Origin of the sequence: Iodobacter fluviatilis (genome assembly GCF_004194535.1) — a bacterium.
Classification (GTDB): domain Bacteria; phylum Pseudomonadota; class Gammaproteobacteria; order Burkholderiales; family Chitinibacteraceae; genus Iodobacter; species Iodobacter fluviatilis_A.
The window spans coordinates 782,846-805,291 of record NZ_CP025781.1 but is presented as its reverse complement, the minus strand read 5'-3'; the positions used below and the strand labels follow the sequence as shown (position 1 = coordinate 805,291).

General features: G+C 48.5%; 19 protein-coding genes. 11 read left to right on the top strand and 8 right to left on the bottom strand.

All coding sequences use genetic code 11. The features are described 5' to 3' along the window. Positions 1-3 precede the first annotated feature (3 nt). Positions 4-2,046 carry a type II secretion system secretin GspD gene (gene gspD / locus C1H71_RS03420; RefSeq protein ID WP_130105323.1) on the top strand — a complete coding sequence of 681 codons (2,043 nt, stop codon included), beginning with the start codon at positions 4-6 and terminating at the stop codon, positions 2,044-2,046. Further along, entirely contained in the window at positions 2,043-3,500 is a 1,458-nt protein-coding gene (gene gspE / locus C1H71_RS03415) for a type II secretion system ATPase GspE (protein WP_130105322.1), read from the top strand. The genes gspD and gspE overlap by 4 nt, the downstream gene beginning before the upstream one ends. Positions 3,501-3,622: 122 nt before the next feature. Here gspE and C1H71_RS03410 read toward each other — a convergent pair whose 3' ends face one another. Continuing rightward, positions 3,623-3,841, bottom strand: coding sequence for a hypothetical protein (locus C1H71_RS03410; protein WP_130105321.1), 219 nt, complete (start codon positions 3,839-3,841; stop codon positions 3,623-3,625). Between the two features lie 109 nt (positions 3,842-3,950). On the opposite strand from C1H71_RS03410, the gene C1H71_RS03405 reads away from it, so the two are divergent. Genes C1H71_RS03405 through C1H71_RS03395 form a run of 3 tightly spaced genes read left to right on the top strand, consistent with a single transcriptional unit; the run spans position 3,951 to position 5,742 of the window. After that, the gene (locus C1H71_RS03405) at positions 3,951-4,268 is read left to right on the top strand and encodes a PilZ domain-containing protein (RefSeq protein WP_130105320.1); all 318 of its coding nucleotides are present in this window, start codon (positions 3,951-3,953) and stop codon (positions 4,266-4,268) included. Next, complete coding sequence (locus C1H71_RS03400) at positions 4,265-4,816, top strand: SRPBCC family protein (RefSeq protein ID WP_130105319.1); 552 nt, start codon at positions 4,265-4,267, stop codon at positions 4,814-4,816. The genes C1H71_RS03405 and C1H71_RS03400 overlap by 4 nt, the downstream gene beginning before the upstream one ends. 14 nt (positions 4,817-4,830) lie before the next feature. Continuing rightward, positions 4,831-5,742: a polysaccharide deacetylase family protein gene (locus C1H71_RS03395; RefSeq protein ID WP_130105318.1), complete on the top strand. Its 912-nt coding sequence runs from the start codon at positions 4,831-4,833 to the stop codon at positions 5,740-5,742. Positions 5,743-5,896: 154 nt separating this feature from the next. Here C1H71_RS03395 and ampC read toward each other — a convergent pair whose 3' ends face one another. Continuing rightward, on the bottom strand, positions 5,897-7,078 hold the full coding sequence (gene ampC, locus C1H71_RS03390) for a class C beta-lactamase (protein WP_130105317.1): 1,182 nt from the start codon (positions 7,076-7,078) through the stop codon (positions 5,897-5,899). Between the two features lie 201 nt (positions 7,079-7,279). Between ampC and C1H71_RS03385 the strand changes: the two genes are divergently transcribed. Together C1H71_RS03385 and C1H71_RS03380 are read left to right on the top strand one after the other, a co-directional pair. Further along, positions 7,280-8,047 carry an SDR family NAD(P)-dependent oxidoreductase gene (locus tag C1H71_RS03385; protein ID WP_188053556.1) on the top strand — a complete coding sequence of 256 codons (768 nt, stop codon included), beginning with the start codon at positions 7,280-7,282 and terminating at the stop codon, positions 8,045-8,047. 505 nt (positions 8,048-8,552) lie between these two features. Continuing rightward, complete coding sequence (locus C1H71_RS03380; protein ID WP_130105315.1) at positions 8,553-10,190, top strand: methyl-accepting chemotaxis protein; 1,638 nt, start codon at positions 8,553-8,555, stop codon at positions 10,188-10,190. 184 nt (positions 10,191-10,374) lie between these two features. Here C1H71_RS03380 and mnmH read toward each other — a convergent pair whose 3' ends face one another. Next, entirely contained in the window at positions 10,375-11,418 is a 1,044-nt protein-coding gene (gene mnmH, locus C1H71_RS03375) for a tRNA 2-selenouridine(34) synthase MnmH (protein WP_130105314.1), read from the bottom strand. 270 nt (positions 11,419-11,688) lie between these two features. On the opposite strand from mnmH, the gene selD reads away from it, so the two are divergent. The 3 genes from selD to C1H71_RS03360 all read left to right on the top strand — a co-directional run bounded on the left by selD (position 11,689) and on the right by C1H71_RS03360 (position 15,445). After that, positions 11,689-12,726: a selenide, water dikinase SelD gene (gene selD, locus C1H71_RS03370; RefSeq protein ID WP_130105313.1), complete on the top strand. Its 1,038-nt coding sequence runs from the start codon at positions 11,689-11,691 to the stop codon at positions 12,724-12,726. A 290-nt stretch (positions 12,727-13,016) separates the two neighbouring features. After that, complete coding sequence (locus C1H71_RS03365) at positions 13,017-14,333, top strand: NAD(P)/FAD-dependent oxidoreductase (RefSeq protein WP_130105312.1); 1,317 nt, start codon at positions 13,017-13,019, stop codon at positions 14,331-14,333. A 317-nt stretch (positions 14,334-14,650) separates the two neighbouring features. Continuing rightward, a complete protein-coding gene (locus C1H71_RS03360; protein WP_130105311.1) occupies positions 14,651-15,445 on the top strand; it encodes a ferritin-like domain-containing protein in 795 nt (264 codons plus the stop codon). 77 nt (positions 15,446-15,522) lie between these two features. Here the strand turns inward: C1H71_RS03360 and C1H71_RS03355 are convergent, their stop codons facing one another. From C1H71_RS03355 to rarD, 4 genes are all read right to left on the bottom strand, one after another. Beyond that, complete coding sequence (locus C1H71_RS03355) at positions 15,523-15,972, bottom strand: hypothetical protein (RefSeq protein WP_130105310.1); 450 nt, start codon at positions 15,970-15,972, stop codon at positions 15,523-15,525. A 408-nt stretch (positions 15,973-16,380) separates the two neighbouring features. Continuing rightward, the gene (locus tag C1H71_RS03350; RefSeq protein WP_130105309.1) at positions 16,381-17,961 is read right to left on the bottom strand and encodes an ABC transporter substrate-binding protein; all 1,581 of its coding nucleotides are present in this window, start codon (positions 17,959-17,961) and stop codon (positions 16,381-16,383) included. A 160-nt stretch (positions 17,962-18,121) separates the two neighbouring features. Further along, complete coding sequence (locus C1H71_RS03345; protein ID WP_130105308.1) at positions 18,122-18,502, bottom strand: hypothetical protein; 381 nt, start codon at positions 18,500-18,502, stop codon at positions 18,122-18,124. Between the two features lie 131 nt (positions 18,503-18,633). Continuing rightward, complete coding sequence (gene rarD / locus C1H71_RS03340; protein ID WP_130105307.1) at positions 18,634-19,524, bottom strand: EamA family transporter RarD; 891 nt, start codon at positions 19,522-19,524, stop codon at positions 18,634-18,636. Positions 19,525-20,506: 982 nt separating this feature from the next. Between rarD and C1H71_RS03335 the strand changes: the two genes are divergently transcribed. Continuing rightward, a complete protein-coding gene (locus C1H71_RS03335; protein WP_130105306.1) occupies positions 20,507-21,955 on the top strand; it encodes an aminoacyl-histidine dipeptidase in 1,449 nt (482 codons plus the stop codon). Positions 21,956-22,009: 54 nt separating this feature from the next. On the opposite strand, the gene C1H71_RS03330 is transcribed toward C1H71_RS03335, so the two are convergent. Continuing rightward, the gene (locus C1H71_RS03330; protein WP_262488381.1) at positions 22,010-22,333 is read right to left on the bottom strand and encodes a DMT family transporter; all 324 of its coding nucleotides are present in this window, start codon (positions 22,331-22,333) and stop codon (positions 22,010-22,012) included. Between the last annotated feature and the right edge of the window lie 113 nt (positions 22,334-22,446).

Here is a 22,446-nt window from a genome sequence, read left to right as displayed (position 1 = left end):
CCCATGATTCTGCGCCCCTTCTTACTTGCCTGCCTTTTAGCATCCCAGTTAACGATTGCTGCCGATGATAAAGTCACGCTTAATTTTGTTAATGCTGATATTGAATCCACGATTAAAGCGATTGGTTTGATTTCAGGTAAAAACTTTGTCATTGATCCACGGGTAAAAGGCACTTTGAATATTGTGTCTAGCCAAGCAGTCAGCAAAGAAATGGTTTTTCCGATTTTATTATCGGCTTTGCGCCAGCAAGGTTTTACTGCGGTGGAGTCAAGTGGGGTGGTGAAGGTGCTGCCAGAGGCCGATGCCAAGCAACATTACAGTAGCACCGGTAATCGCGGCATGAAGTTGTCTGGTGACAGCATGGTGACGCAGGTTTACCCGCTAAGATATGAATCTGCGGTGCAAATGGTGCCGATTCTGCGCCCTTTGATCAGCCCAAATAATACGATTTCGGCTTATCCGGCGGGCAATACGCTGGTGATTACAGATTATGCGGATAATATTCGCCGCTTAAATCAGATTATTGAGCGGATTGATCAGCCTGCCAGCTCAGATATTTTTTCAGTCTCACTGAAATACGCTTCGGCAGTGGATGTGGCACAAAACTTGGCGCGTTTAATGCCAGAAATCATGGTGCAGGGCGTCAACCAGAGCATGCCAGCGGCGGAAGGTGTAAAGCGCAGTATTGTGGTGCCGGATTTACGCAGCAACAGCTTGATGGTGCGTAGCGAAAACATTTTGCATGCTCAGCAAATCAAAAAGCTGGCGGCAACCATGGATAGCCAAGGCTCGTCCGGCGGCAATATCCATGTGGTGTATTTAAAAAATGCCGAAGCGGCCAAGCTGGCTAATACCCTGAAAGGGATTATGACCGGCCAAGATTCTGGCCCATCTGCTGCCGCGCCCTCTAGCAGCATGTCCGCTAGCTCAGGGGGGGCGATGCCTGCCAGTGCGCCTGCTTCGCCGACTTCTGCCGCTGCTAATGTGCAAGTAGGCGGCGTGAACGTGATGATTCAAGCCGATAATATGACCAACTCCTTGGTGATTACCGCGCCAGATAATATCTATAACAACTTGCGTTCGGTGATCGATAAGCTGGATGTACGCCGCGCTCAGGTTTATGTAGAAGCGATGATTGCCGAAGTAAACGTCTCTAAGGCGGGGGCTTTTGGGGTGCAATGGTTGCTAGCTGGCGGTAACGAGAATGTCTCAGGGGTAGGTGCTTCGTCGTTAAATGGCCTAGGCTCCTTGCTTGCAGGAATTGCGACTAAAGATCCATCGGTGATTCCTGGTGGTTTAAGCCTCGGTATTTTAAATGGTAATCCAGTGAATGGCCGCATGCCTACACTGGGTGTACTGGCCTCGGCCCTGCAAGATAGTGGTGATGGCAATGTGCTTTCCACACCTAATTTAATGACCTTAGATAATGAAGAAGCCAAGATTATGGTCGGGCAAAATATTCCGATCATTACCGGTACTCAGGCATCATCAGGTGCGAATGCCAATCCTTATGTTTCGATTGAGCGTAAAGATGTGGGTATTAAGCTGCGCGTTCGCCCGCAAGTATCAGAAGGCGGCAGTATTACGCTGACGGTGTATCAGGAAGTCTCCAGCATCGATAAATCGGTATTGACCGAGGGTGCGGGCTTGGCGACTAAAACACGCTCGATTGATTCTAAAGTCTTGGTCGATGATGGCCAGATTATTGTGCTTGGCGGCTTAATTGAAGACAGGGTCACGTTTACGCGCAATCAAGTGCCTTTGCTTGGCGATATTCCCTACCTTGGCGCATTGTTCCGCTACGAAAATCGTAAATCAGAGAAAGTAAATCTGATGGTGTTCCTACGCCCAGTGGTACTGAGGGATGCGGATGCAACGCGTAATTTATCTTCTGATCGCTATCAGTATTTACGTGCGGAGCAGAGTCGCTTCGAGCGCCCATCGAGTGCGCTCTTGCCAGAGATGCCTGCTGTGGTCTTGCCTGAAGTGATCGATGCGCGCAAAGCCACGCCGCTTACCCCGTCCGATCCGGCTGTTAAGCCATGAGCCGTTTAGTTCCGTATCATTTTGCCCGTGATCGCGGCGTGGTGGATGCTCACCATGAGGCCGATTCGGTGACGGTGTTGTTTCGCAAAGGCGGTGATTTTTCAGCTCTCAACGAATTACGCCGCGTAGCTGCTAAGCCGCTGAATATTTCGGTGGTGGATGCGGCGGAGTTTGAAGCGCAGTTGTCCCAATTATTCGGTCAAGGCAGCGGCGCGGCGATGGTGGTGGATGATCTGGAAGAAAACCTCGACCTGTCGCGCCTCGCCCAAGAATTACCCGAAATCGAAGACCTGCTCGAAACCGAAGACGACGCGCCGATTATTCGCCTGATTAACGCCTTGCTCACCGAAGCACTGCGAGAAAACGCCTCTGATGTGCATATCGAGCCATTCGAAACGCGCTCGGTGGTGCGTTTTCGCATTGATGGCCGCTTAGCCGATGTGATCGAGCCTAAACGCGCCTTGCACGCGGCGTTGGTATCGCGGATTAAGGTCATGGCGGGCCTCGATATTGCCGAAAAACGCCTGCCGCAGGATGGACGGATTACCCTAAGGATTGCGGGTCGGCCTGTCGATGTGCGGGTTTCAACCCTGCCTACCGGCCACGGCGAGAGGGTGGTGTTGCGGCTCTTGGATAAATCGGCAGGGCGCTTGAATTTGGCAAAGCTAGGGATGGCGGCTGATACGCTGGCCACTTTACAATCATTACTGGCGCAGCCGCACGGCATTATTTTGGTGACTGGCCCAACCGGCTCAGGAAAAACCACCACGCTTTACGCTGCTATGAGCGGCATGGATGCGAGCTCCAGCAATATTATGACGGTTGAAGATCCAATCGAATACGATCTGGATGGCGTAGGGCAAACCCAAGTCAGCACGCGGATTGATATGACTTTTTCCCGTGCACTGCGGGCGATCCTGCGCCAAGACCCAGACGTGGTGATGATCGGCGAAATTCGTGATTTAGAAACAGCGCAAATTGCCGTGCAAGCCTCCTTAACTGGTCACTTGGTGCTGGCCACCTTGCACACCAATGACGCAGCCAGTGCGGTCACACGTTTGGTGGACATGGGGATCGAGCCATTCTTACTGGCATCGTCTTTATTAGGCGTACTGGCACAGCGCCTAGCTCGTCGCCTTTGCCCAGCTTGTCGTCAGCTACAAACACCTGATGCGCTGATGACTGAGCAATTAGGCGTGGCTAAACCGGTGTATCGTGCAGTGGGCTGTTCTGAATGTAAGCAAAGTGGCTATCGTGGCCGCAGTGGCCTGTATGAATTACTGGTGATAGATGAAACGCTACGCAGCATGATGCATGAGCGAGCCACCGAGCAGGCGATGAAGCTTTACGCTAGCAGCCAAGGCATGTTGAGCCTGCGCCAGTACGGTGTTCGCCGCGTTTTAGAGGGTGAAACAACGCTGGAAGAAGTGCTACGTGTAACTAGGGATGTTTAGAGAGTCAAAAAAGCGCACACGATGTTGATCGGAGTGCGCTTTTTTATAATGCTAAAGAGTTTCGTGTTAATCGATAATTGGCTCGTATTGCACGGCTAGCGATCATTAGCCCATCTGCTTTTTTAAGCAAAAGTATCAATTTTATTGCGATACTCGCCTAGCACTTCGTTCATAGAATTGGAGCGTTGAACGCTGGCTAAGCCAACATCCGTGGCGGCTTCAGTTTTTTTAGAGATTCTATTGGCAATTTGTTCTAATTGTTGCGTGGTTTGCGTTGAGGTTTGTTTCAGAGCTTGGCTCATGCTTACCACGTAGGATTTTACTCCAGAAATATCTGACATGATGTTTCCTCTTTGGTGTGTTCTCGATCTAAAATTATGATAAATGCTTAACTGTGTAGTTTAGCTGAAAAATAATTTTTTTCGATCGCCATTCAACAGGATTTTCTGCATGAAAGCCGGTATGAGTGATCACAATCAGCGCGATGCTCTGCGCATTCCCGTTAAGTGCAAAGTCAAAATTCGGCCTCTAGATTTTGGGCCTGCGTATTACGGCCATTGCACCGATTTAAGCGTCACTGGACTCACGGTAGAGACCAACTATGTGCCTCGCCCTGATGAAAAATTTGATCTATTTGTGATGCCTCCCTTAGACGGTGCTGGGCCAAGAGAGCCGCTGGCCGTGCGGGTAAAGGTGGTGCGCTGCCACCAGATTGAGCAGGGCGCGGCTTACGAGCTAGGCTTGTTTATTTTAAAGGTGATTCGATGAAATTTTCCTTGATTACCTTACTATATTTTGCTTTTTCTGCCGCCAGTGAGGTAAAGGTGGATGCACATAAAGATGCAGATTTAGTAAAAATTGATGCTCAATTCAGCGTGGCAGTAAGTAAAGAGCAGGCTTGGCAGGTGATGGTGGATTTTGAACACATGCCGCAGTTTTTGCCGCAGCTACAAAGTAGCCACATCCTTAGCCAAAATGGCGATCATCTGCGTGTGGCACAGGTCATTAGTGTGCCTTTAAGCTTGTTTAATTATGATTACGAATCGATGCGCGATATCGATTTAAAGCCTTATAGCGAGATCAGGGCCACGTCAGTGGGTGGCCGTGATGCCTATATGAGTATTGCACAGCTTAAAGTAAGCGCCGCTCAGACCGTGATAAGCTATCACGCAGAATGGCAGCCCGAATCGAATGTGCTAGCTAGTTTTGCACTGGACACTATGCGCAGCCAAATTCGTCAGCAGTTTATGGCGATGCAACAAGAAATGTTCAAAAGGCAGCAACATGCCGCTGCCTCCTCTTCCCAAACTCATTAAAAAATAATCGCTAAATGAAACTTCTCGCCTTAAAAATTGATGTCGATACCTATCGCGGCACCCGTGAAGGCGTGCCCCGCCTTGTTGAATTGCTACAACGCTTGGGGGCTGATGCCACCTTCTTATTTAGCCTAGGGCCAGATCACACCGGCCGCGCCATTAAACGGGTTTTCCGCCCCGGCTTTATGAAAAAAGTATCGCGCACCTCGGTAGTAGAGCACTACGGCATTCAAACCCTGCTCTACGGCACGCTCTTACCAGGGCCGGATATTGGCCGCCGCTGCGCTGATATCTTACGCAGCGTGGCAGCCGGTGGTTTTGAAGTCGGTATTCACACTTGGGATCATATTAAATGGCAAGACTATGTGGCGGGTGAATCCGCAGCATGGACGCGCGAGCAGATTGATCTGGCCGCTGATCGCTTTGCCGAAGTATTCGGCACGCCCGCTAAAACGCACGGCGCAGCTGGCTGGCAAATGAACCCAGAAGCCTATCGCCATCAGCAGCGCATGGCTTTAACTTACGCTTCAGACACACGCGGCACCCATCCATTCTGGCCGGTTGTAAAGGGTGAGCCAGTGCGCTGCGTGCAGCTGCCCACCACCTTGCCAACTTTGGATGAGCTGATTGGCGTGGGCGATTTAACCCCAGATAATGTGCACGAACATCTACTCAAACTCACTGCCGCCGAGCCAGAGTTCGGCCACGTTTACACCCTGCATGCTGAGCTGGAAGGCATGAAATTACTGCCTACTTTTGAGCGTCTGCTGCAAGGCTGGCAGGACCAAGGCTATAAGCTCGTCTCGACCTTAGAGCTATTTAATGCGCTAGATACCACCAGCCTGCCTTATCACAGTGTAGAAATGGGTGAGCTAGAAGGACGCAGCGGCACGCTTGCCCTGCAAGGGCCACGGTTTCCTGCCTAACATATAGGGCTGCTCATTTTCGCTTGCGCTGGAGTGCACTCCAGCTTTTATGCTGAAGGCTATGGCGACCTTATCCCTACTGAAATCGCAACCCGCGTATTTTTACGGGTTGCGACCGGTAGGCCTCATGAAAACGCCTAACTCGATGCTGTGATCAGTTTTTATATTTAGCCTGCTGATCCAATTTATTTAATATTTGATAAGCCGCCGTCACCCGTGGTGGAATCGGATAGCTTTTATTCGCCAGAATCACAATTCCCATTTTCTTGGCTGGAATAAAAGCCACATAAGCTGAAAAGCCGCCAGTGCCGCCGGTTTTATTAATCCATACCTTATCTTGCGGCGCTAATGCTGGGGTAATGGGAGCTGCGGCATTGGCTTGAAAGGACATAGTTTGGCTATTGCCCGCCAATAATGTATCTAATTTAACCGGGTAAGCATATTGCTCCCAGATTAAGTCTTGCGTGATTGCACCGGAGCTAAAATAACCGCTGTGAGTATTAATTAGTGCTTGCTGAACTTTATGATCAATTTTTCCAACCTGCATATTTGCATTAATAAATTTCAACATATCTGCTGAGCTGGATTTGATCCCATAGGCTTCTGAATCCAAAACGCCAGGGTTGACTCTGACGGGTTCATCTTTTTTATTGTAGCCCTGAGCGTAATTTTTCATTTGTGCCGCAGGTACATTGATATAGCTGTTTGTCATTTTTAATTTAGAAAATATATTTTCTTTTATCGCTTCTTCAAAAGAAGTATTCATACTTTTTGCGGTAATTAATCCCAGCAGGCCTATGCTTGGGTTGGAATAAACGCGATATGTACCTGCTGCATATTCAGGCTGCCAGTTTTTAAAATAGGCCATTAATTGATCGTTATTTTTAATCTCGTCAGGTACTTGCAGTGGCAAGCCTCCGGCAGTGTGCGTGGCTAGATTAAGCAGGCTGACCTTATCAAAGGCGCTGCCGCGTAAAAAAGGCAGATGCTGGCTGACGCTATCATTAAAAGAAAGCTGGCCATTGATTTGGGCAGTTGATGCCAGTGTGGCGGTAAAGGTTTTACTAATTGAGCCTATTTCAAACAGCGTGTCTTGGCTAATGGCTTGCTTGTCCTCTTTTGATGCTACTCCGTAATTATAAAAATAATTTTTTCCATCAATACTCACTGCAACCGCCATTCCGGGGATATTGAATTCTTTTTGCATAGGGGCGATTGCGGTGCTAACTATTTTTTGAATATAACTTCGATCTATATTTTCTGCTGCATGGCTTAATGGGCTAATGCAAGCTAGTAGTGTCATGATTTTTATTGAGTTTATTATTTTTTTACGCATGAATAAGTGCCTTTGTTGGTAATGAATATTGCATATTGATGGACTATATAGCGATATATTATTCAGATCTTTGTTGCGCGTTTAAACGAGCAATATATAGTAATAAAGGCTGTGCTATTTGGTAAATATACTATTTTGTAACATCTGTAACCTAGCTATAGCTTATATAATCTAACTATCTCAATGTCATTGTGCGATCTCATGCAAAATCTTCACGGTAAAGTGGTGCTCATTACGGGTGGAACCACGGGAATTGGTTTGGCTGCCGCAAAGGCGTTTGTTGCGAGTGGCGCAAAGGTGGTGGTGGCCGCGCGTAATGCCGAGCAAGGGGCGGCGGCTGAATCGCAACTTCGCGCCTTAGGTGATGCCGTTTTTCATGCTTGCGATGTGATAGATCCATTGTCCGTTGCCGCTTTAGTCAGCTTTACGATTGAGCATTTCGGTCAGCTGGATGCGGCAGTTAATAGCGCGGCATGCGATACGCGCCCGATCCCGACGCATGAAATGTCTTTTGAAGATGCAAGCAAGACGGTATCGACGGATGTTTTAGGCGTCTTTAACTGCATGAAGTATCAAATTGAAGCGATGCTTCGCTTGGGGGGAGGCACGATTGTGAATGTGTCATCCGTGAATGGCTTATCGGGTGTGCCAACTGCTGCGATATATAGCGCGGCAAAGCACGCGGTGATTGGGCTGACTCGCTCTACGGCTAAGGAGTATATCGGGCGAGGTATCAGGATTAACGCCGTCTGCCCTGGGGCCACTGAAACACCACGCCGCGAGCGCCGCACGGCGCATCTTAGCGAGGATCAATTGCTTGAGCATCAGGCGCAGCTAGCACAAGCCATCCCCATTGGTAGGCTTGCCCAAGCGGAAGAAATTGCTAATGCCATTCTTTGGCTAAGCTCTGCCGCATCGTCTTATGTGGTGGGGCATAGCCTTGTGGTCGATGGTGGCTTGCAGGCTTGAACACATAGACTGCGAGTTAGTTACCAATAGGCTTATGTTAAACAAAAGAAGGCAGATTTTTTTTGAATATTAGGAACTACATGACAAGGCTGGAACTTATTCAATCTTGGATTAGAACTGAGGACTTTCTTCTTGATACTCGGGCTCAGATCTTTCAAATGACAGAGGGAGAGTTTAGTAAGGATCTTGCACAGTTCGATATGTTTATTAAGGCCAACCAGCTTGGCCTTGCGTTTGTAACGTTGGAGTAAATCGTGTCGGAAAGCCAGTTAAAGTCACTTCGCATCGTCGATGCTTCTCACCTTAGCTGCCTCAAGTATGGATCTTCTAGAGAAGTAGCTACTGATTTAACAGAACAAAGTCGATGATTTTTGCGAACTCCTTTGCGTGCGGGCTTGCACGTAGTCGTGGATTTACAACAAATAATCGAAAGGCTAGATGGTAAAATCCTTACATAGGCATAATTCAGTTAATAAGTATTTAATAATAAACACTGGAAAAGACCATGAAGGGGCAAGCTGGAATGACATTACGTAGTCGATTGGTTATGGTTGCAGGAATTACCTTGCTGGCGTTTATGATGATGGGCAGTTTAATGCTATTTCATTTTAAGGATGAGATGCTGAGTGGCCGAAAAGATAAGGTTCGCAACTTAGCCGAGGCAGCGCAAACGGTGGTGGCGCATTTTGAGCAGCTGAGCCGCGATGGAAAAATGGATCCGCCCGCAGCTCAAGCTGCGGCATTACAGGCTTTAAGAGCAATTCGTTACGATCAAAAAGAGTATTTCTGGGTGAATGATCTTGGTCCAAAAATGCTGATGCACTCCATGAAGCCAGAGCTGGAGGGCAAGGATTTATCGCTGCTGAAAGATCCGAATGGCAAAGCGCTGTTTGTGGAAATGGTGCAGGTGGTTAAAAGTGCTGGCGCGGGGTTTGTCAGCTATCAGTGGAGTAAGCTTGGCAGCACCGAGCCAGTCGATAAAATTTCTTATGTGCAAGGCTTCGCCCCTTGGGGCTGGGTGATCGGCACGGGTATTTATATTGATGATGTGAATGAAAAGTTTCGCAGGGTTTTATATGTGCTCTTGCCATTAGGCATATTGATGATGGCGCTGGTGGCGTTCACGCTGATCCTGCTGGGGCGCTCCTTATTTAAGCTACTGGGCTGTGAGCCGCAGGAAGCCGTTGAATTAGCCAGAAGTGTGGCGAGTGGCCATCTTGATCAAAACGTGGTCTGTAAGGCAGATGATAAAGACAGCTTGATGGCTAGCCTGCGAGATATGCAGCAGACTTTACGCGCGATGATTGGTGAGGTCATTAGCGGTGCTGGGCAAATGAGTACGGCGGCGAGCAGCTTGAGTGATCGATCGGCCGAGGTGGCCCGTCGCTCCAATGAGCAGAGCGAATCGGCGTCGTCGATGGCGGCATCGGTAGAGGAAATGTCGGTGTCGATTGATCATGTGACTGCGAACACTAATGATGCCCGTGGCTTGGCCGAATCAGCCAGAGAGAGGTCGGGCAGAGGTGCGGTGGTGATTCATCGCGCTACATCCGAGGTGCACAAAATTGCAGATCTGGTGAAAGGATCGGCGGTGAGAATTGAGGAGCTGGGCCGCCAGTCCGACAAGATTACCTCGATTGTTAGTACGATTAAGGATATTGCCGATCAAACGAATCTGCTGGCGCTCAATGCCGCAATTGAAGCGGCAAGAGCAGGCGAGCAGGGCCGTGGCTTTGCCGTGGTGGCCGATGAAGTGCGTAAATTAGCTGAGCGCACCAGTCAATCCACTGTGGAAATTGCTGCGATGGTTGGGCAGATTCAAACAGGCACTCGCGAAGCCATTGTGCAAATGGAAAATGGCGTGCAGCAAGCGAATGCCAGCGTGCTGCTGGCTAATGAGGCAGGAACCGCTATTGAAGATATTCGTATTGGGGCAGAGCAGGTACGCAGTGTGGTCGATAGCATCAGCAGCGCCATTCGTGAGCAGAGCATGGCCACCACAGAAATTGCCAAGGCAGTGGAGCAAATCGCCCAAAGCGCAGAAGTAGAAGCGCGAGAAATTCAGCTAAGCGCCCGCTCTGCACAAGATTTGCAAAATTTATCTGCCCATTTGCATCAGTCGGTACAGCGGTTTATTTTGTAGGGGTGAATTGGGAGTTCTAAGAGAGCGAACTCTATAAAATCAAGAGGAATTCGTAGCTTGGGTTAGCGGTCTGCGTGTCAGGTTTACCTCACTCAGCGATATATCGCGTAACCCAACCTACAAAAAAATCATTTTCCGTTGGTTTTTCATAACTTAAAAGGAGCTCTCAGAGTTCCTTTTCGTTTTACGCTCCCAAATCCACAATCAATTGCCTTGCGCATTCGCTTAAATCACTCGATGGATCAATCACAAGCGGCCTTGCTGCGGCTAGCCTGAGGTAATTGTTTTGGCTACTGCGTTTGTAGGCGGGGTCGTAGTGTTTGCTGATGAGTTCAGAAAATAGCTCGGCTTTTTTGCCTTGGTCAATGAGCGCGTTCCAATCTGCCAAGACCGCTTTACCGTGCATTTCGACAAGGCGGCTTAATTTAGTTTTAAAGTTAAGCGGGTCGTCAAATAGGTTGCTGTAGTCGTCGCATAAAAAGCGGATTCGGTCTTCGAAGCTGGCTTGCACCAAGATGCAATCGGCGGCGCGAATGGCGAGCATCAGGCTGGCGGGTAGATGCACCAAGCCGATGCGTTTGCTTTCGGCTTCAACAAACACCGGACGGCTAGGGTCAAATTGAGAGAGCTGGTGGATGAGCTGGCTATCAAAGCTTTTTTGTGAAGGCTGTGGGCTGGCAGGGCTGGCACCGAGTACCGAGCCACGATGCTTGGCAAGGCCTTCTAAATCCAGCGTTTGCGCCCCTGCATGCTCTAATGCATTGAGTAAACGTGTTTTGCCGCAGCCGGTGTGGCCGGCCAAAACAATAAAGCGTGATACGGCGGGGATGGCTTCTAATTTAACTAAAATCTCACCACGATAAGCCTTGTAGCCACCTTGTAATTGCCGCGCTTTCCAGCCAATGAGATTAAACCAAGTGGTCATCGATCCAGAGCGCTTACCGCCACGCCAGCAGTAAATCAACGGCTTCCAGTTTTTTGGTTTGTCTTTAAAAGTGGTGGCAAGGTGAATGCCTAGGTTTTTTGCGACTAAACCCGCGCCCAATTTAGTGGCGGCAAAGGGGTCTTGCTTATAGAGCGTGCCGACGATGACGCGTTCTTCATTACTGAGCACGGGCGCGTTGATTGCGCCTGGAATATGGTCATCGGCAAATTCAAGCGGGGTGCGTACATCGATCACCTCATCAAAGGTGGAGAGGTCTGCTAAGGTCGCCAATAAATTTTTCACTTCATTTCACTATATGCACTTGATTGGCGTAATTGTCCCACGGGAGAGGGCTGTTCGTGGAGAAATTCACACGGCCGAACTGCTCGTCAAAGCAAACGCAGGCTGCTATGGTGGGCAATAAATATTTAATCAGGATGATGTCATGAGCACATAGTGAGCTTCTTTATCTCACGGTGGTGCGATGTTCGTGGAACAATCATCTAAATAGTAAGTCGCCTGCATTTGGCAGAGAGCGGCGGTGGGCTGTAAATTTCTTATCAGGATTATGTCATGAGCACAAAATTAACGTCTTTATCTCACGGTGGCGGTTGCGGTTGCAAAATCGCCCCCGCTGTTTTATCAGAAATGCTGTCTAAATTACCGACTGCAGCCTTGTTTCCCAAGCTTTTAGTGGGCACTGAAACGGCTGACGATGCCGCTGTTTATTGGTTGAATGACGAGCAAGCACTGGTTGCCACCACCGATTTCTTTATGCCGATTGTGGATGACGCCTTTGATTTTGGCCGCATCGCCGCCACCAATGCGATTTCCGATATTTACGCCATGGGCGGCACGCCGATTATGGCTTTGGCGATTGTCGGCATGCCGGTCAATCTGCTGCCGATCGAAGATATCCAGCAAATCTTGGCGGGTGGAGCGGCTGTCTGTCGCGATGCGGGCATTCCAATTGCGGGTGGGCATTCGATCGACGCACCAGAGCCTATTTATGGCCTAGTGGCAATGGGGCTGGTGCATCCTAAGCAGCTTAAAAAAAATAGCGATGCCAAGGCAGGCGATGTACTGATCTTAGGCAAGCCATTAGGGATCGGTATCTTGGGCACGGCCATGAAAAAGGGCTTGCTGGATGATGCAGGCTATAAGCAGCTGATTGATACCACCACGCAGCTCAATAAAGTCGGTAGTGATTTGGCGAAACTGGCCGGCGTGCATGCGCTGACCGATGTAACGGGCTTTGGCCTGCTTGGCCATCTGCTAGAAGTTTGCCGTGGTGCCAAGCTGACGGCGAATGTGGCTGCAAATGATTTGCCGTTACTCTCCGCCGCCGTGGGCTTTGCCCAGCAAGGCATTGGCCCAGGTGCGATCGATCGCAATTTAGCCAGCTTTGGGCAAGATGTGGACTTTGCTGAGCAAGTGCCAGATTGGCAGCAGCGCATCATGGCCGACGCGCAAACCTCCGGCGGCCTGCTCGTGGCTTGCTCTGCTGAAACCGTTGATGAAGTGATGGCGCTATTTAAGGCACAAGGCTTTGCACAGGCGGCTGTGATTGGGCAACTTGCCGAGGGTGAGGCTAGGGTGTTGGTGGCTTAGTTTTCAGTTATTTGAACCAAACTCATCCTTGAACCACAGAGAGCACAGAGGACACGGAGTTACACGGAGAAAACCAAGAGAAATAGTCAGTTTTTCGCGGGTATCTGCTTTCAGCCCCCTCTCCCTTTTCGCGAGAGGGATTGGAAGGGGGGGCGCAAGGGCTAGAGGGCGCTTGTAAGTAGCGTATTCTATCCATGTAATCAAGCCCCTTTAAATGGTTGTTTTACATGCCCTTTTCATGACAGCTTCACGCATAATAAGGGCAGTTAATCAATTGGGGGTGGATGGCTATGACTGCATTGCAGCGTATTGTCATTGTAGGGGGCGGGGCGGGAGGTTTGGAGTTGGCGGTAAAGCTGGGTGAAAAGCTAGGCCGCAAGGGCAAGGCGCATATCACCTTGATCGACGCGGCCCGTACCCATATCTGGAAGCCACTCTTGCATCAGGTGGCAGCAGGCACTTTAGATAGCCATGCCGACGAGCTGGAATATATCGCGTTGGCCCGCTGGCATCATTTTGATTTTCGCCTAGGCCGCATGACGGGGCTGGATAGAGACGCTAAGCAAGTGGTGCTGGCCCCAACGCTGGATGAGGAAGATGGTAGCGAGCTAGTGCCAGAGCAAACCATTGCTTACGATGCTTTGGTGATGGCGCTGGGCAGCCAGACCAATGATTTTGGCACGCCGGGTGTGGCAAACCACGCCATTATGCTCGATACCCCAGAGGCTGCAGAGCGCTTCAATAAACGCTTTATCAATAGCTGCTTACGCGCACAAGCAAGGCGTAAACAAGCAGGTGAAGGGCGTTTTACCGTCACTATTATTGGTGGTGGAGCCACAGGGGTCGAGCTATCGGCCGAGCTGCATATGGCCACGCGCATTATGAGTAGCTTTGGCTTTGCCAATATCCATCCTGAGCGTGATTTAAAAATTGTGATTGTCGATGCCGCGCCAAGGCTGCTCTCAGCCCTGCCAGAGCGCTTATCTGACGCAGTGGCGCTTGAGCTGCGCAAAATGGCGGTAGAAATTCATGCCAATGAGCGGGTAGTCGATGTATCGGCTTCGGGCGTTCAAATGGCATCAGGCAAGTTTATTCCTAGCGATTTAGTGGTGTGGGCGGCGGGGATTAAAGCTGCAGATTTCCTCAAAGATATTGCAGGGCTAGAGAGCAATCGTCTTAATCAGCTGGTGGTCAGCCGCACATTACAAACCTCGCGCGATCCTAGTATTTTTGCGCTGGGCGATTGCGCTGCTTGTCCGCTCGGCGATACAGGGGCCACGGTGCCTCCCCGTGCGCAATCTGCGCATCAGCAGGCGATGTTGCTGGCGAAAAGTATTCCGCTTTATTTGGCGGGCAAACCCCTGCCAGAGTTTAAATATCAGGATTACGGCTCGCTGGTGTCCTTGGGTGAATACAGCACGGTAGGTAGTTTAATGGGCGGTATCGCTCGAGGTAGCTTATTTATCGAGGGCCAGTTTGCCAAGATGATGTATTGGTCGCTATACAAAAAGCACCAGTTAGCAGTGAATGGTTGGTTTAAAACATGGCTGGCCACATGGGCAGAATGTATCGACCGCGTCAGCAAGCCAAGAATTAAATTGCATTAAGGGTAAGAACCTCAGTCTAAGAACCTTAGACTTGTAGACACAGAGATCGGTGAGGAAAAGAAGAACACAGAGAAAACTAATTTTGTCATTCCCGCGCGGGTGGGAATCCAGTATTTGCAGTGGATCCCCGATAAAAACAGTCGGGGATGACGATTTAATCAGAGCATTCCTAAAATAGTCTTGGTTTTCTCCGTGTGCTCTGTGTTCTTCCTAATCTCTGTGTCTACAGACCTTTTTCAGGTGGCAAGCATGGACGATCTATTTGCCAAGCCTAGCCCTACTGTCCAAAATACGCCTTTTGCTTATCGTTGCCCGCCATGAAATCAATCCGCCATCAAGCCTTGCTCGCGCTGCAAATGGCCAATCATCAAGATAAAGTCGCTCTTGTGCGTGCTATCGAAGATCAGCACCCACTTGCTTGTGATGAGCTGATTGTCAGCACAGAGCAAACGCCAGGCTTGAGCGAGCGTCCGCTCTTAGTGCCACCTATGGATGTGCCGCGCCGCAAAATTAGCACGCCAGAAGGCCACGCCGCCTTGGTGCATGCCTTGGCGCATATCGAATTTAATGCGATGAATTTGGCTCTCGATATTTTGTGGCGCTTTGCAGGCCAGCCAGAAGACTTTTACCGTGATTGGCTAAAAGTGGCCCGTGAAGAGAGCTACCATTTTGTGCTCTTGCAAGATCATCTGCTGACGCTGGGCTACGCTTATGGCGATTTCACGGCGCATAACGGCTTATGGGATATGGCAGAAAGAACTAAGGATGATTTGTTGGCAAGGCTGGCGCTGGTCCCCCGAACTCTGGAAGCGCGTGGTTTGGATGTCACGCCGCAAATTCGTGATCGGCTTAGGCACAGAGGGGACAAGGCAGGGGCCGCGATTCTGGATATTATCTTGAGGGATGAAGTGGGCCATGTAGCGATTGGTAATCGCTGGTACAAGGCGCTGTGCGAAGAGCGAGGCTTAGACACGATTGCAGCTTACGAGCAGTTGGCCTTGCAATACCAAGCAGCCAAGCAGCGCGGGCCATTTAATTTAGAAGCGCGTAGGGCCGCTGGGTTTAGCGAGGAAGAGCTGGCCGCCTTACAAGCCGTGGATGAGTGTAATTAAACAGGGCGTTTAATCTAGAAGGATGTAAGGGCGGCGGGGTTTAGTGAGGAAGAGCTGGCGGCATTACAGTTAGCGGATTAGTGCTTGGGTTTTTGGCTAATTGGTGGAGCGGCAGGTGTTGAGGGGGCTGCAGCTTTGGGGCGGCGTAGTTTGGAAAACAGCTTTTTAATATCGAAAGCCCCCGTAGCCACCACACCCAGTCCGCCTGCAATCATTAACACATACCACAAGATCAGCGTGCTGCCTGTAGGCTGCATCAGCGTGCTGGCATAGAGCATTATTTCGGCCGCTGCGGCAGCCGCCAATAAGAGCAATAAGCTAGATAAAAACAAAGTTAGTACGCGTAATTTTGCAAAGTGGGGCGCTAGCGTCAGCAGAATATAGCCGCCTATGCTAAAGGCAGGAAACAATAGCCAAAGCCCTATTCCAGGCGTGATTTCTATAATGCCAAGGGGGGCGATCAGTAAGAGGCAGCCCGCTAATAAGCCAAATACCATCAGCAAACTGCCAAATAATAGTAATGCCATTGAACTATTCCCCATTCTAGGGTCTGTTGACGTTTCATTCACAATTATGCTGAGCCGGAAAACGGCCAAGCACAAGGCATGTGACGAATGCAATAACGAGTTATTTCCGAGGAGCATAACGCAGTGAATGGCCGTTTTCCGGCCCAGCCCTTCGGGTTGGCTACATTTTTGTGGCTGCACGGCGTTAAAAGACGCTCATGGTACTCGTACCACCTCACGTCTTTTGCCTTGTTCAGCCCCAAAACTGCAACCAACATAGCCGCGAATGAAACGTCAACAGACCCTAGATCGCTGCTATTTGTCTTTATAGACTAAGCGCCCACCGCTCATACTTTTCATCTAAAAAATAAGGGCGATTAAAACTCTATTTTGCAGAGATTGAATCACCCATATTGATGATTGTGTGTTTTATTTAATAATTACAGTACTAAAATTTTGGCGGCTAAATGGGCTGATTTTATAGTCACTCACATTGGATTTGGTTAGCACCGCAGCAATAGGATGGGCAAGTGGAATCCATAATGCTTGATCATGAATGATTTTTTGCGCAGTTTCATAGAGCTTCGTTCTTGCTGCTTGATCAGTTGTTTTTTTACCATTACTAATGAGTTTATCCAGCTGAGGATCGCAATAGCGGGCAAAATTAAGCCCAGATTCAACGGATGAGCAGGCAAATTGCGGCGTTAAGAAATTATCTGGGTCACCATTATCCCCACTCCAGCCCATAAATAAGAGGTCGTGCTCACCCGATTTAGCACGTTTAATGAGCTCAGCCCATTCAATCACTTTTAGCTCGGCTTTTATTCCAATTTTAGCTAAATCGGCTTGCAGCATTTCGCCGCCTGCGCGTGGGTTAGGATTGAGCGTACTGCCTGCAGGGCGTATCCATATTGTGGTACTAAATCCATTCGGAAAGCCTGCTTCAGCGAGCAATTGCTTGGCTCTGGCAGGGTTGTAGTTGTAATCTTCTACGTTGATATAGCTCCAAGTATTGGGCGGATAAGGGCCATCGGCCGCAGTGGCCGTGCCATCAAATACTTGCTTTAAATAGGCTTTTTTATCAAAAGCGTGATTTAGTGCTTGGCGCACTTTTACATTATCAAATGGCTTGTGCTGGCTATTAAAGGCAATAAAGGCGGTAGAAAATGCCGGAGTATCAATAACCTGCAGAGTTTTATCAGTCCTTGCCGCTAATACATCCTGCGGCTTAGGTGATAGTGCAATTTGGCATTCGCCCGCTTTTAGTTTTTGTACTCGAATGGCGGCTTCAGGAGTAATGGCATAAATTAGCCTATCAATTTTAGCTTTATTGCCAAAATAATTTGGTGCGGCATCAAAGCGAATAATGCTGTCTTTTTGATAGCTCTTTAATATAAATGGGCCAGTGCCGATGGGCTTACTATTGAAATCTGTGGTTTTTCCTGCGGCTAATAATTGATTGGCGTATTCGGCAGAGTAAATCGAGGTAAAGCCCATCGTGAGCAGGGCAGAGAAAGTGGCTTCGGGGGCGTTTAATTCAAAGCGTATTGTTTGCGCATCTATTTTTTTAACGGCTTTGATATGCTTGGGTAATTGAAATGTCTGCGCGTGTGGATAGCCATTTACGGCGGTTTTATGCCATGGATGATTAGCATCTAGCATGCGGTTAAACGTAAAAACTACATCGTCACTAGTTAATGGGCGACTGGGCTTAAAGTAATCGGTGCTATGAAAAGCGACATTCTTTCTTAGGGTAAAGGTATAGCTCAGCCCATCTGGGCTGATTTCCCATTTTTCGGCAAGGCTAGGTACCAGCTTGCCTGAGGCTGCATCGTAGTCAATTAATCGATTAAATATAACGTCAGCGGAAGCATTAGTAGTAGTCAGTGAGTTGTATTGAACAACATCAAAACCATCTGGGCTGGCTTCAGTGCACACGGTGAGCGGCTTGGCTTCTACGGTAACCGCCCAGAGTAAAGCAAATATGGGGAGCGATGAAATCAGGCGCATGACAGATTCTCTATGGGTGATTTTTAGATAATACCGTGCTATCTGTTCTTTAAAAATGATTGTTTTGGTATATAGATAGCTGCTAATTGCTTTTATGACTCTAACATTTACTTTCTACTTAGTGTGCAATGTCTTTCAATTCTCTAATTTTGGCTGGCGGCTAGCAGAGTTGCTCAATCGCTAATCCCATAGCACTATCGGCATCTTTCTTTAAAAATTCTTTACCCCCACGTAAATTAACTGACAACTTAGGTTGGCCTTCTTCATCAAATAAGAAGGTGCGGATGGGGGAAACGGTTTTTTTGCTGCAATTGATTTGAAGGTCAGATTCGATACGGATGATGCTGCCGTTTTCAGTTAACTTAGGCTCGTGCAAATCATTACGGATGCGCGTTGTAATAATCGCACCTTTACGAAACTGGGTCTCCATCACCGAAATGGTGTTGCCACTACTGGTATGACCCAGTTCTTTCCATCCTGCGGCATAACTTGGGACGCTCAAATTAAATAACAGGATGGCGGATAGTAGATGTGTTTTCATTGCGGATTCGCTTGGCGGATAGGCTGTGCTGATCTTAAAAGAATCTAGCTATCGCGGCGTGCGCCAAAGTACCCAAGGGGAAAAAACACGCTGAGCTGGGAAGGGGGCAGTAGGGCTGGCTCTACTGGTGTTTATTTTTTTCGCTGGCGATGTAAGGTCTGTGCGCTATGCCAGCAGGTCAGCATAATGGCAAGCCAAATAGGGATATAAGTGCCTAGGCCAGCGGCGCTAAATGGCTCGCCAAGGATAAATAGCGAGATCATAAATAGCATGACGGGCTCTACATAACCCAAAATGCCAAGCAGGCCAATGGTGAGTAGTTTGCTGGCCATTAAATAACAAACAAAGGCTGTTGCCGTCATGATGCCAAGGCAGGGCAGTAACACCCAAAGTATGGGGGTGCTTTGTAGGGCCGCTGTTGCGGCTGGGTGCAGATAAACCAAGGCAATCGCTGCGGGTAAGATAAAAAGCGTCTCTAGCAAAAAGCCACTAAATGGGTCTAGATGCAAAGCCCTGCGTATCATTAAATAGGGTGGGTAGCCTAAAGCGGTGACGAGCGTTACCCAAGAAAACGCACGAGTTAGCCAAAGCTCATGCATGACGCCAAGTAGCGCAAGAAAAACTGCAAGCCATTGCAAGCGATTAGGGCGTTCTTTGTAAACAAAAAAGCCGACCAGCACCATCACTAAGGGTAATAAAAAGTAGCCGAGCGAGACTTCTTGCAAGCGGCCTTCTAGTGGTGCCCACATAAACATTAATTGCTGAATTGCTAAAAGCAGCGCATTTACAGGCAGGGCCAGCCATAGAATGGGCTCGTGCCTAAAGCGGGTCAGGGTGCTGCGCATTTTGGGACCATGTTTTAGCAGCGCTAAAAGCAGTAGCATGGCTGGTATCGTCCAAATTACTCGCCAAGCAAAGATATCTAAGCCGTGTAGAGGGGTAAGCTGGGTGCTAAACCAGCCTAAAACTGAAAAAACCAGTGAGGCAATGAGCGAGAGTAGTAAACCTTGGCTTGATAACATAGATATTTTTCTTTGCAATGGTGCGGGATAATACCACTTGTCATGTAAGAACCGCTGTCACGGTTATCCCTTCTTTTAATAAGAATGATGATTAATATATAATGCGCCCCAGCTTAAAAGCTGCTTAAAAATGCTGAGTTCTTCTATTTTTTCAATGTAATGTACTGTTTTTTTGTTTTTAGCAATGCTTTATGTGCCGAGAGTGCGGCGGCAATGATTAAATATAATTATATGGATAAGCTAAATTTATTAGTGATGCTTGATTGACTGATTATTGTCATTGCAGTTAGCTAGCAAAATAAAAAAATAGTCATAAGGTTAATTTAAAGATGTTGAGTTTTAAGATGTGGCTCTGTTGACATTTCATTCGCCATTGCGCTGAGCCGGAAAACGGCCAGGCACAAGGCATGTGAGGAAGGCAATAACGGGTTATTGTCGAGGAGCCTCACGCCGTGAATGGCCATTTTCCGGCATAGCCCGAGGGTGTAGCCCCTTTTTGGGGCGGAACGAAAGTTAAAAATCGCTCATGGTGCTCGTACCATGTCGCAATTTTCTCCTTGTTCAGCCCCAAAAAGGGGCCAAACGCAGCCGTGAATGAAACGTCAACAGACCCTAGGGTCTTTGATTTATTTGTTTAGTTACTGTGTAGTAAAACCGCCATTTTTTTATAAAAATAAGCAATGAGGCGCTTTTTTTTGCCGCAGAATGCTAAGGCCATGTGTTGTTTTTCAAGTCGTTTTATGGAAACGTCCGCCTTTAGATCGGACAGATTGATGGCTTGCTATATAACAGCGATATAAAGCGGCTCTTTTTTTTTCTTTACTTGCGTTGTTTGTTATTCTTTTTTAAATTAATTTTTTTTCTTGTTATAAGAATTTAACTTGTCTAATTAATTTGCTGGGTTTTATTTACAGCCCATTTTTTTCTTTTGCCCATTAAGATGGCAAATCGCTGTATCTTGTCATTGACTGAGAATTAAGCCATGGTAATCACAGATCTTGCTCCTCTGCCTTTATGGCGTCATTTCGACACAATTTGTCGTTTCCCACGTCCTTCGCGGCACGAATCTGCTTTGCGTGAGCATATCTTGTCGTGGGCGTTAGGCCGTGGATTGGCGGCACAGTTGGATAGTGGTGGAAATTTAATTATCCGTAAGCCCGCATCATCAGGAATGGAAGATCGGCAAGGTGTGGTTTTGCAAGGCCACTTGGATATGGTGGCGCAAAAAAACGCTGGAAATGCGCATGATTTTATGAAGGATCCAATTCGCACCCGCATCGAAAATGGCTGGGTGTACGCAGAGGGCACTACTTTAGGTGCAGATAATGGGATTGGAGTCGCGGCAGCCTTGGCCATGCTCGAGAGCAATTTGCCACATGGCCCACTTGAAGTACTGCTTACGATTGATGAAGAAAGCGGTATGACCGGCGCACGGGCATTGGAAGCGGGCTTGTTGCAAGGCTCTTTGCTGCTGAATTTAGATACTGAAGAGTGGGGCGAGGTTTACGTTGGTTGTGCTGGCGGGGTGGATATTAGCTTGGGGCGTAAATTAGGCACTGAGCCACTTGCGGCTGGCTTTGATGTGTTTGAAATCGGCTTGACTGGTTTGGTTGGTGGCCATTCTGGTGTGGATATTCATTTAGAGCGTGGTAATGCGATTCGCTTATTAGCACGGGTAATGAACGCCGCCAGCCGCGATATTGAAGCTAAGCTGGTTTCGTTCAATGGTGGCAGTTTGCGTAATGCGCTAGCGCGCGAAGCCTTTGCGAAAATATCTGTTGCAGCGTGTGATGCGCCGCGTTTGGCTGAAATTGTGGATAGCTATCAAGCGCTATTTCGTGATGAATTAGCCGACACGGATCCAAATCTAACGCTTAGCTTAAAGCCATCCACTGCCGCTATCGTGCCTATTGCGGCTCATGCACGCTTAGCGCTGGATTTACTGTTGGCCTTGCCACATGGCGTGCGTCGCTGGAGTAAATCTTTGCCGGGTGTGGTAGAAACCTCAAATAATCTGGGTGTAGTGAGCGTGGATAATGGGCGTTTTGAAGCGGTCTTGATGGTGAGGTCACTCAAAAATATTCGTATGCGCGAGTTAGCTGATGCGATTACGGCGGTAGGCCGCTTAGCGGGTTGTGTCGTAGAAGAAGAGGGCGAGTATCCAGGCTGGACGCCTGATCTCAACTCAACCGCCTTGGCGCTGTTACAAAACACCTATCAGCAGCGCTATGGCGAGCAGCCCGCCGTGCAAGTGATTCATGCTGGCCTTGAATGTGGCTTGCTGGGTGCTGCCTATCCAAATATGGATATGGTGTCTTTTGGTCCTACGATTCGTGGTGCTCATTCCCCTGATGAGCGGGTAGAAATTGCCTCGGTAGCCTCGTTTTGGGAGCTGCTGGTTGATGCCCTCGCAGCCGTGCCTAAGGCATAAGAATGAGAGATAAAAAAAGCCTGCTCTTTTCAATAAGAGCAGGCTTTTTTTTAATTAAGATGCTAATTTTAGCCAGACTACACCGCTAACGATTAAGTATAAAAAGAAAATTCGCGTTGATCCTAGGGGATCGCCAAAGAGCATAATGCCGCCAATCGTTACCCCTACTGCACCAAGCCCCGTCCCAATTGCATAGGCGGTGCCTGCCAGAATACCTTTCATTGTATAAGACAACAATGCCATATTCAAAAAAGATAAAGCAATTGATCCTGCTACAGCCCAAGGATTAGGGTGTAATTGAATATATTTTAAGGATAAAGCCCAGATAATTTCAGTAAAAACGGCAACGCCTAATACTAGGGTATGTTGACGTTTCACTAAGCCGGAAAACGGCCAAGCACAAGGCATGTGACGAAGGCAATAATGGATTATTGTCGAGGAGCATAACGCAGTGAATGGCCATTTTCCGGCTCAGCCCTTCGGGTTTAGCC

What these genes read in the sequence shown, in the direction of transcription:
- C1H71_RS03355 (WP_130105310.1), bottom strand. Translation starts at nt 15,972, where the DNA reads ATGGCATTACTATTATTTGGCAGTTTGCTGATGGTATTTGGCTTATTA.
- ampC (WP_130105317.1), bottom strand. Translation starts at nt 7,078, where the DNA reads ATGCGTAAAAAAATAATAAACTCAATAAAAATCATGACACTACTAGCT.
- C1H71_RS03365 (WP_130105312.1), top strand. Translation starts at nt 13,017, where the DNA reads ATGACTGCATTGCAGCGTATTGTCATTGTAGGGGGCGGGGCGGGAGGT.
- C1H71_RS03410 (WP_130105321.1), bottom strand. Translation starts at nt 3,841, where the DNA reads ATGTCAGATATTTCTGGAGTAAAATCCTACGTGGTAAGCATGAGCCAA.
- C1H71_RS03385 (WP_188053556.1), top strand. Translation starts at nt 7,280, where the DNA reads ATGCAAAATCTTCACGGTAAAGTGGTGCTCATTACGGGTGGAACCACG.
- C1H71_RS03405 (WP_130105320.1), top strand. Translation starts at nt 3,951, where the DNA reads ATGAAAGCCGGTATGAGTGATCACAATCAGCGCGATGCTCTGCGCATT.
- rarD (WP_130105307.1), bottom strand. Translation starts at nt 19,524, where the DNA reads ATGTTATCAAGCCAAGGTTTACTACTCTCGCTCATTGCCTCACTGGTT.
- selD (WP_130105313.1), top strand. Translation starts at nt 11,689, where the DNA reads ATGAGCACAAAATTAACGTCTTTATCTCACGGTGGCGGTTGCGGTTGC.
- C1H71_RS03350 (WP_130105309.1), bottom strand. Translation starts at nt 17,961, where the DNA reads ATGCGCCTGATTTCATCGCTCCCCATATTTGCTTTACTCTGGGCGGTT.
- C1H71_RS03380 (WP_130105315.1), top strand. Translation starts at nt 8,553, where the DNA reads ATGAAGGGGCAAGCTGGAATGACATTACGTAGTCGATTGGTTATGGTT.
- C1H71_RS03360 (WP_130105311.1), top strand. Translation starts at nt 14,651, where the DNA reads ATGAAATCAATCCGCCATCAAGCCTTGCTCGCGCTGCAAATGGCCAAT.
- C1H71_RS03345 (WP_130105308.1), bottom strand. Translation starts at nt 18,502, where the DNA reads ATGAAAACACATCTACTATCCGCCATCCTGTTATTTAATTTGAGCGTC.
- C1H71_RS03335 (WP_130105306.1), top strand. Translation starts at nt 20,507, where the DNA reads ATGGTAATCACAGATCTTGCTCCTCTGCCTTTATGGCGTCATTTCGAC.
- gspE (WP_130105322.1), top strand. Translation starts at nt 2,043, where the DNA reads ATGAGCCGTTTAGTTCCGTATCATTTTGCCCGTGATCGCGGCGTGGTG.
- C1H71_RS03400 (WP_130105319.1), top strand. Translation starts at nt 4,265, where the DNA reads ATGAAATTTTCCTTGATTACCTTACTATATTTTGCTTTTTCTGCCGCC.
- C1H71_RS03395 (WP_130105318.1), top strand. Translation starts at nt 4,831, where the DNA reads ATGAAACTTCTCGCCTTAAAAATTGATGTCGATACCTATCGCGGCACC.
- gspD (WP_130105323.1), top strand. Translation starts at nt 4, where the DNA reads ATGATTCTGCGCCCCTTCTTACTTGCCTGCCTTTTAGCATCCCAGTTA.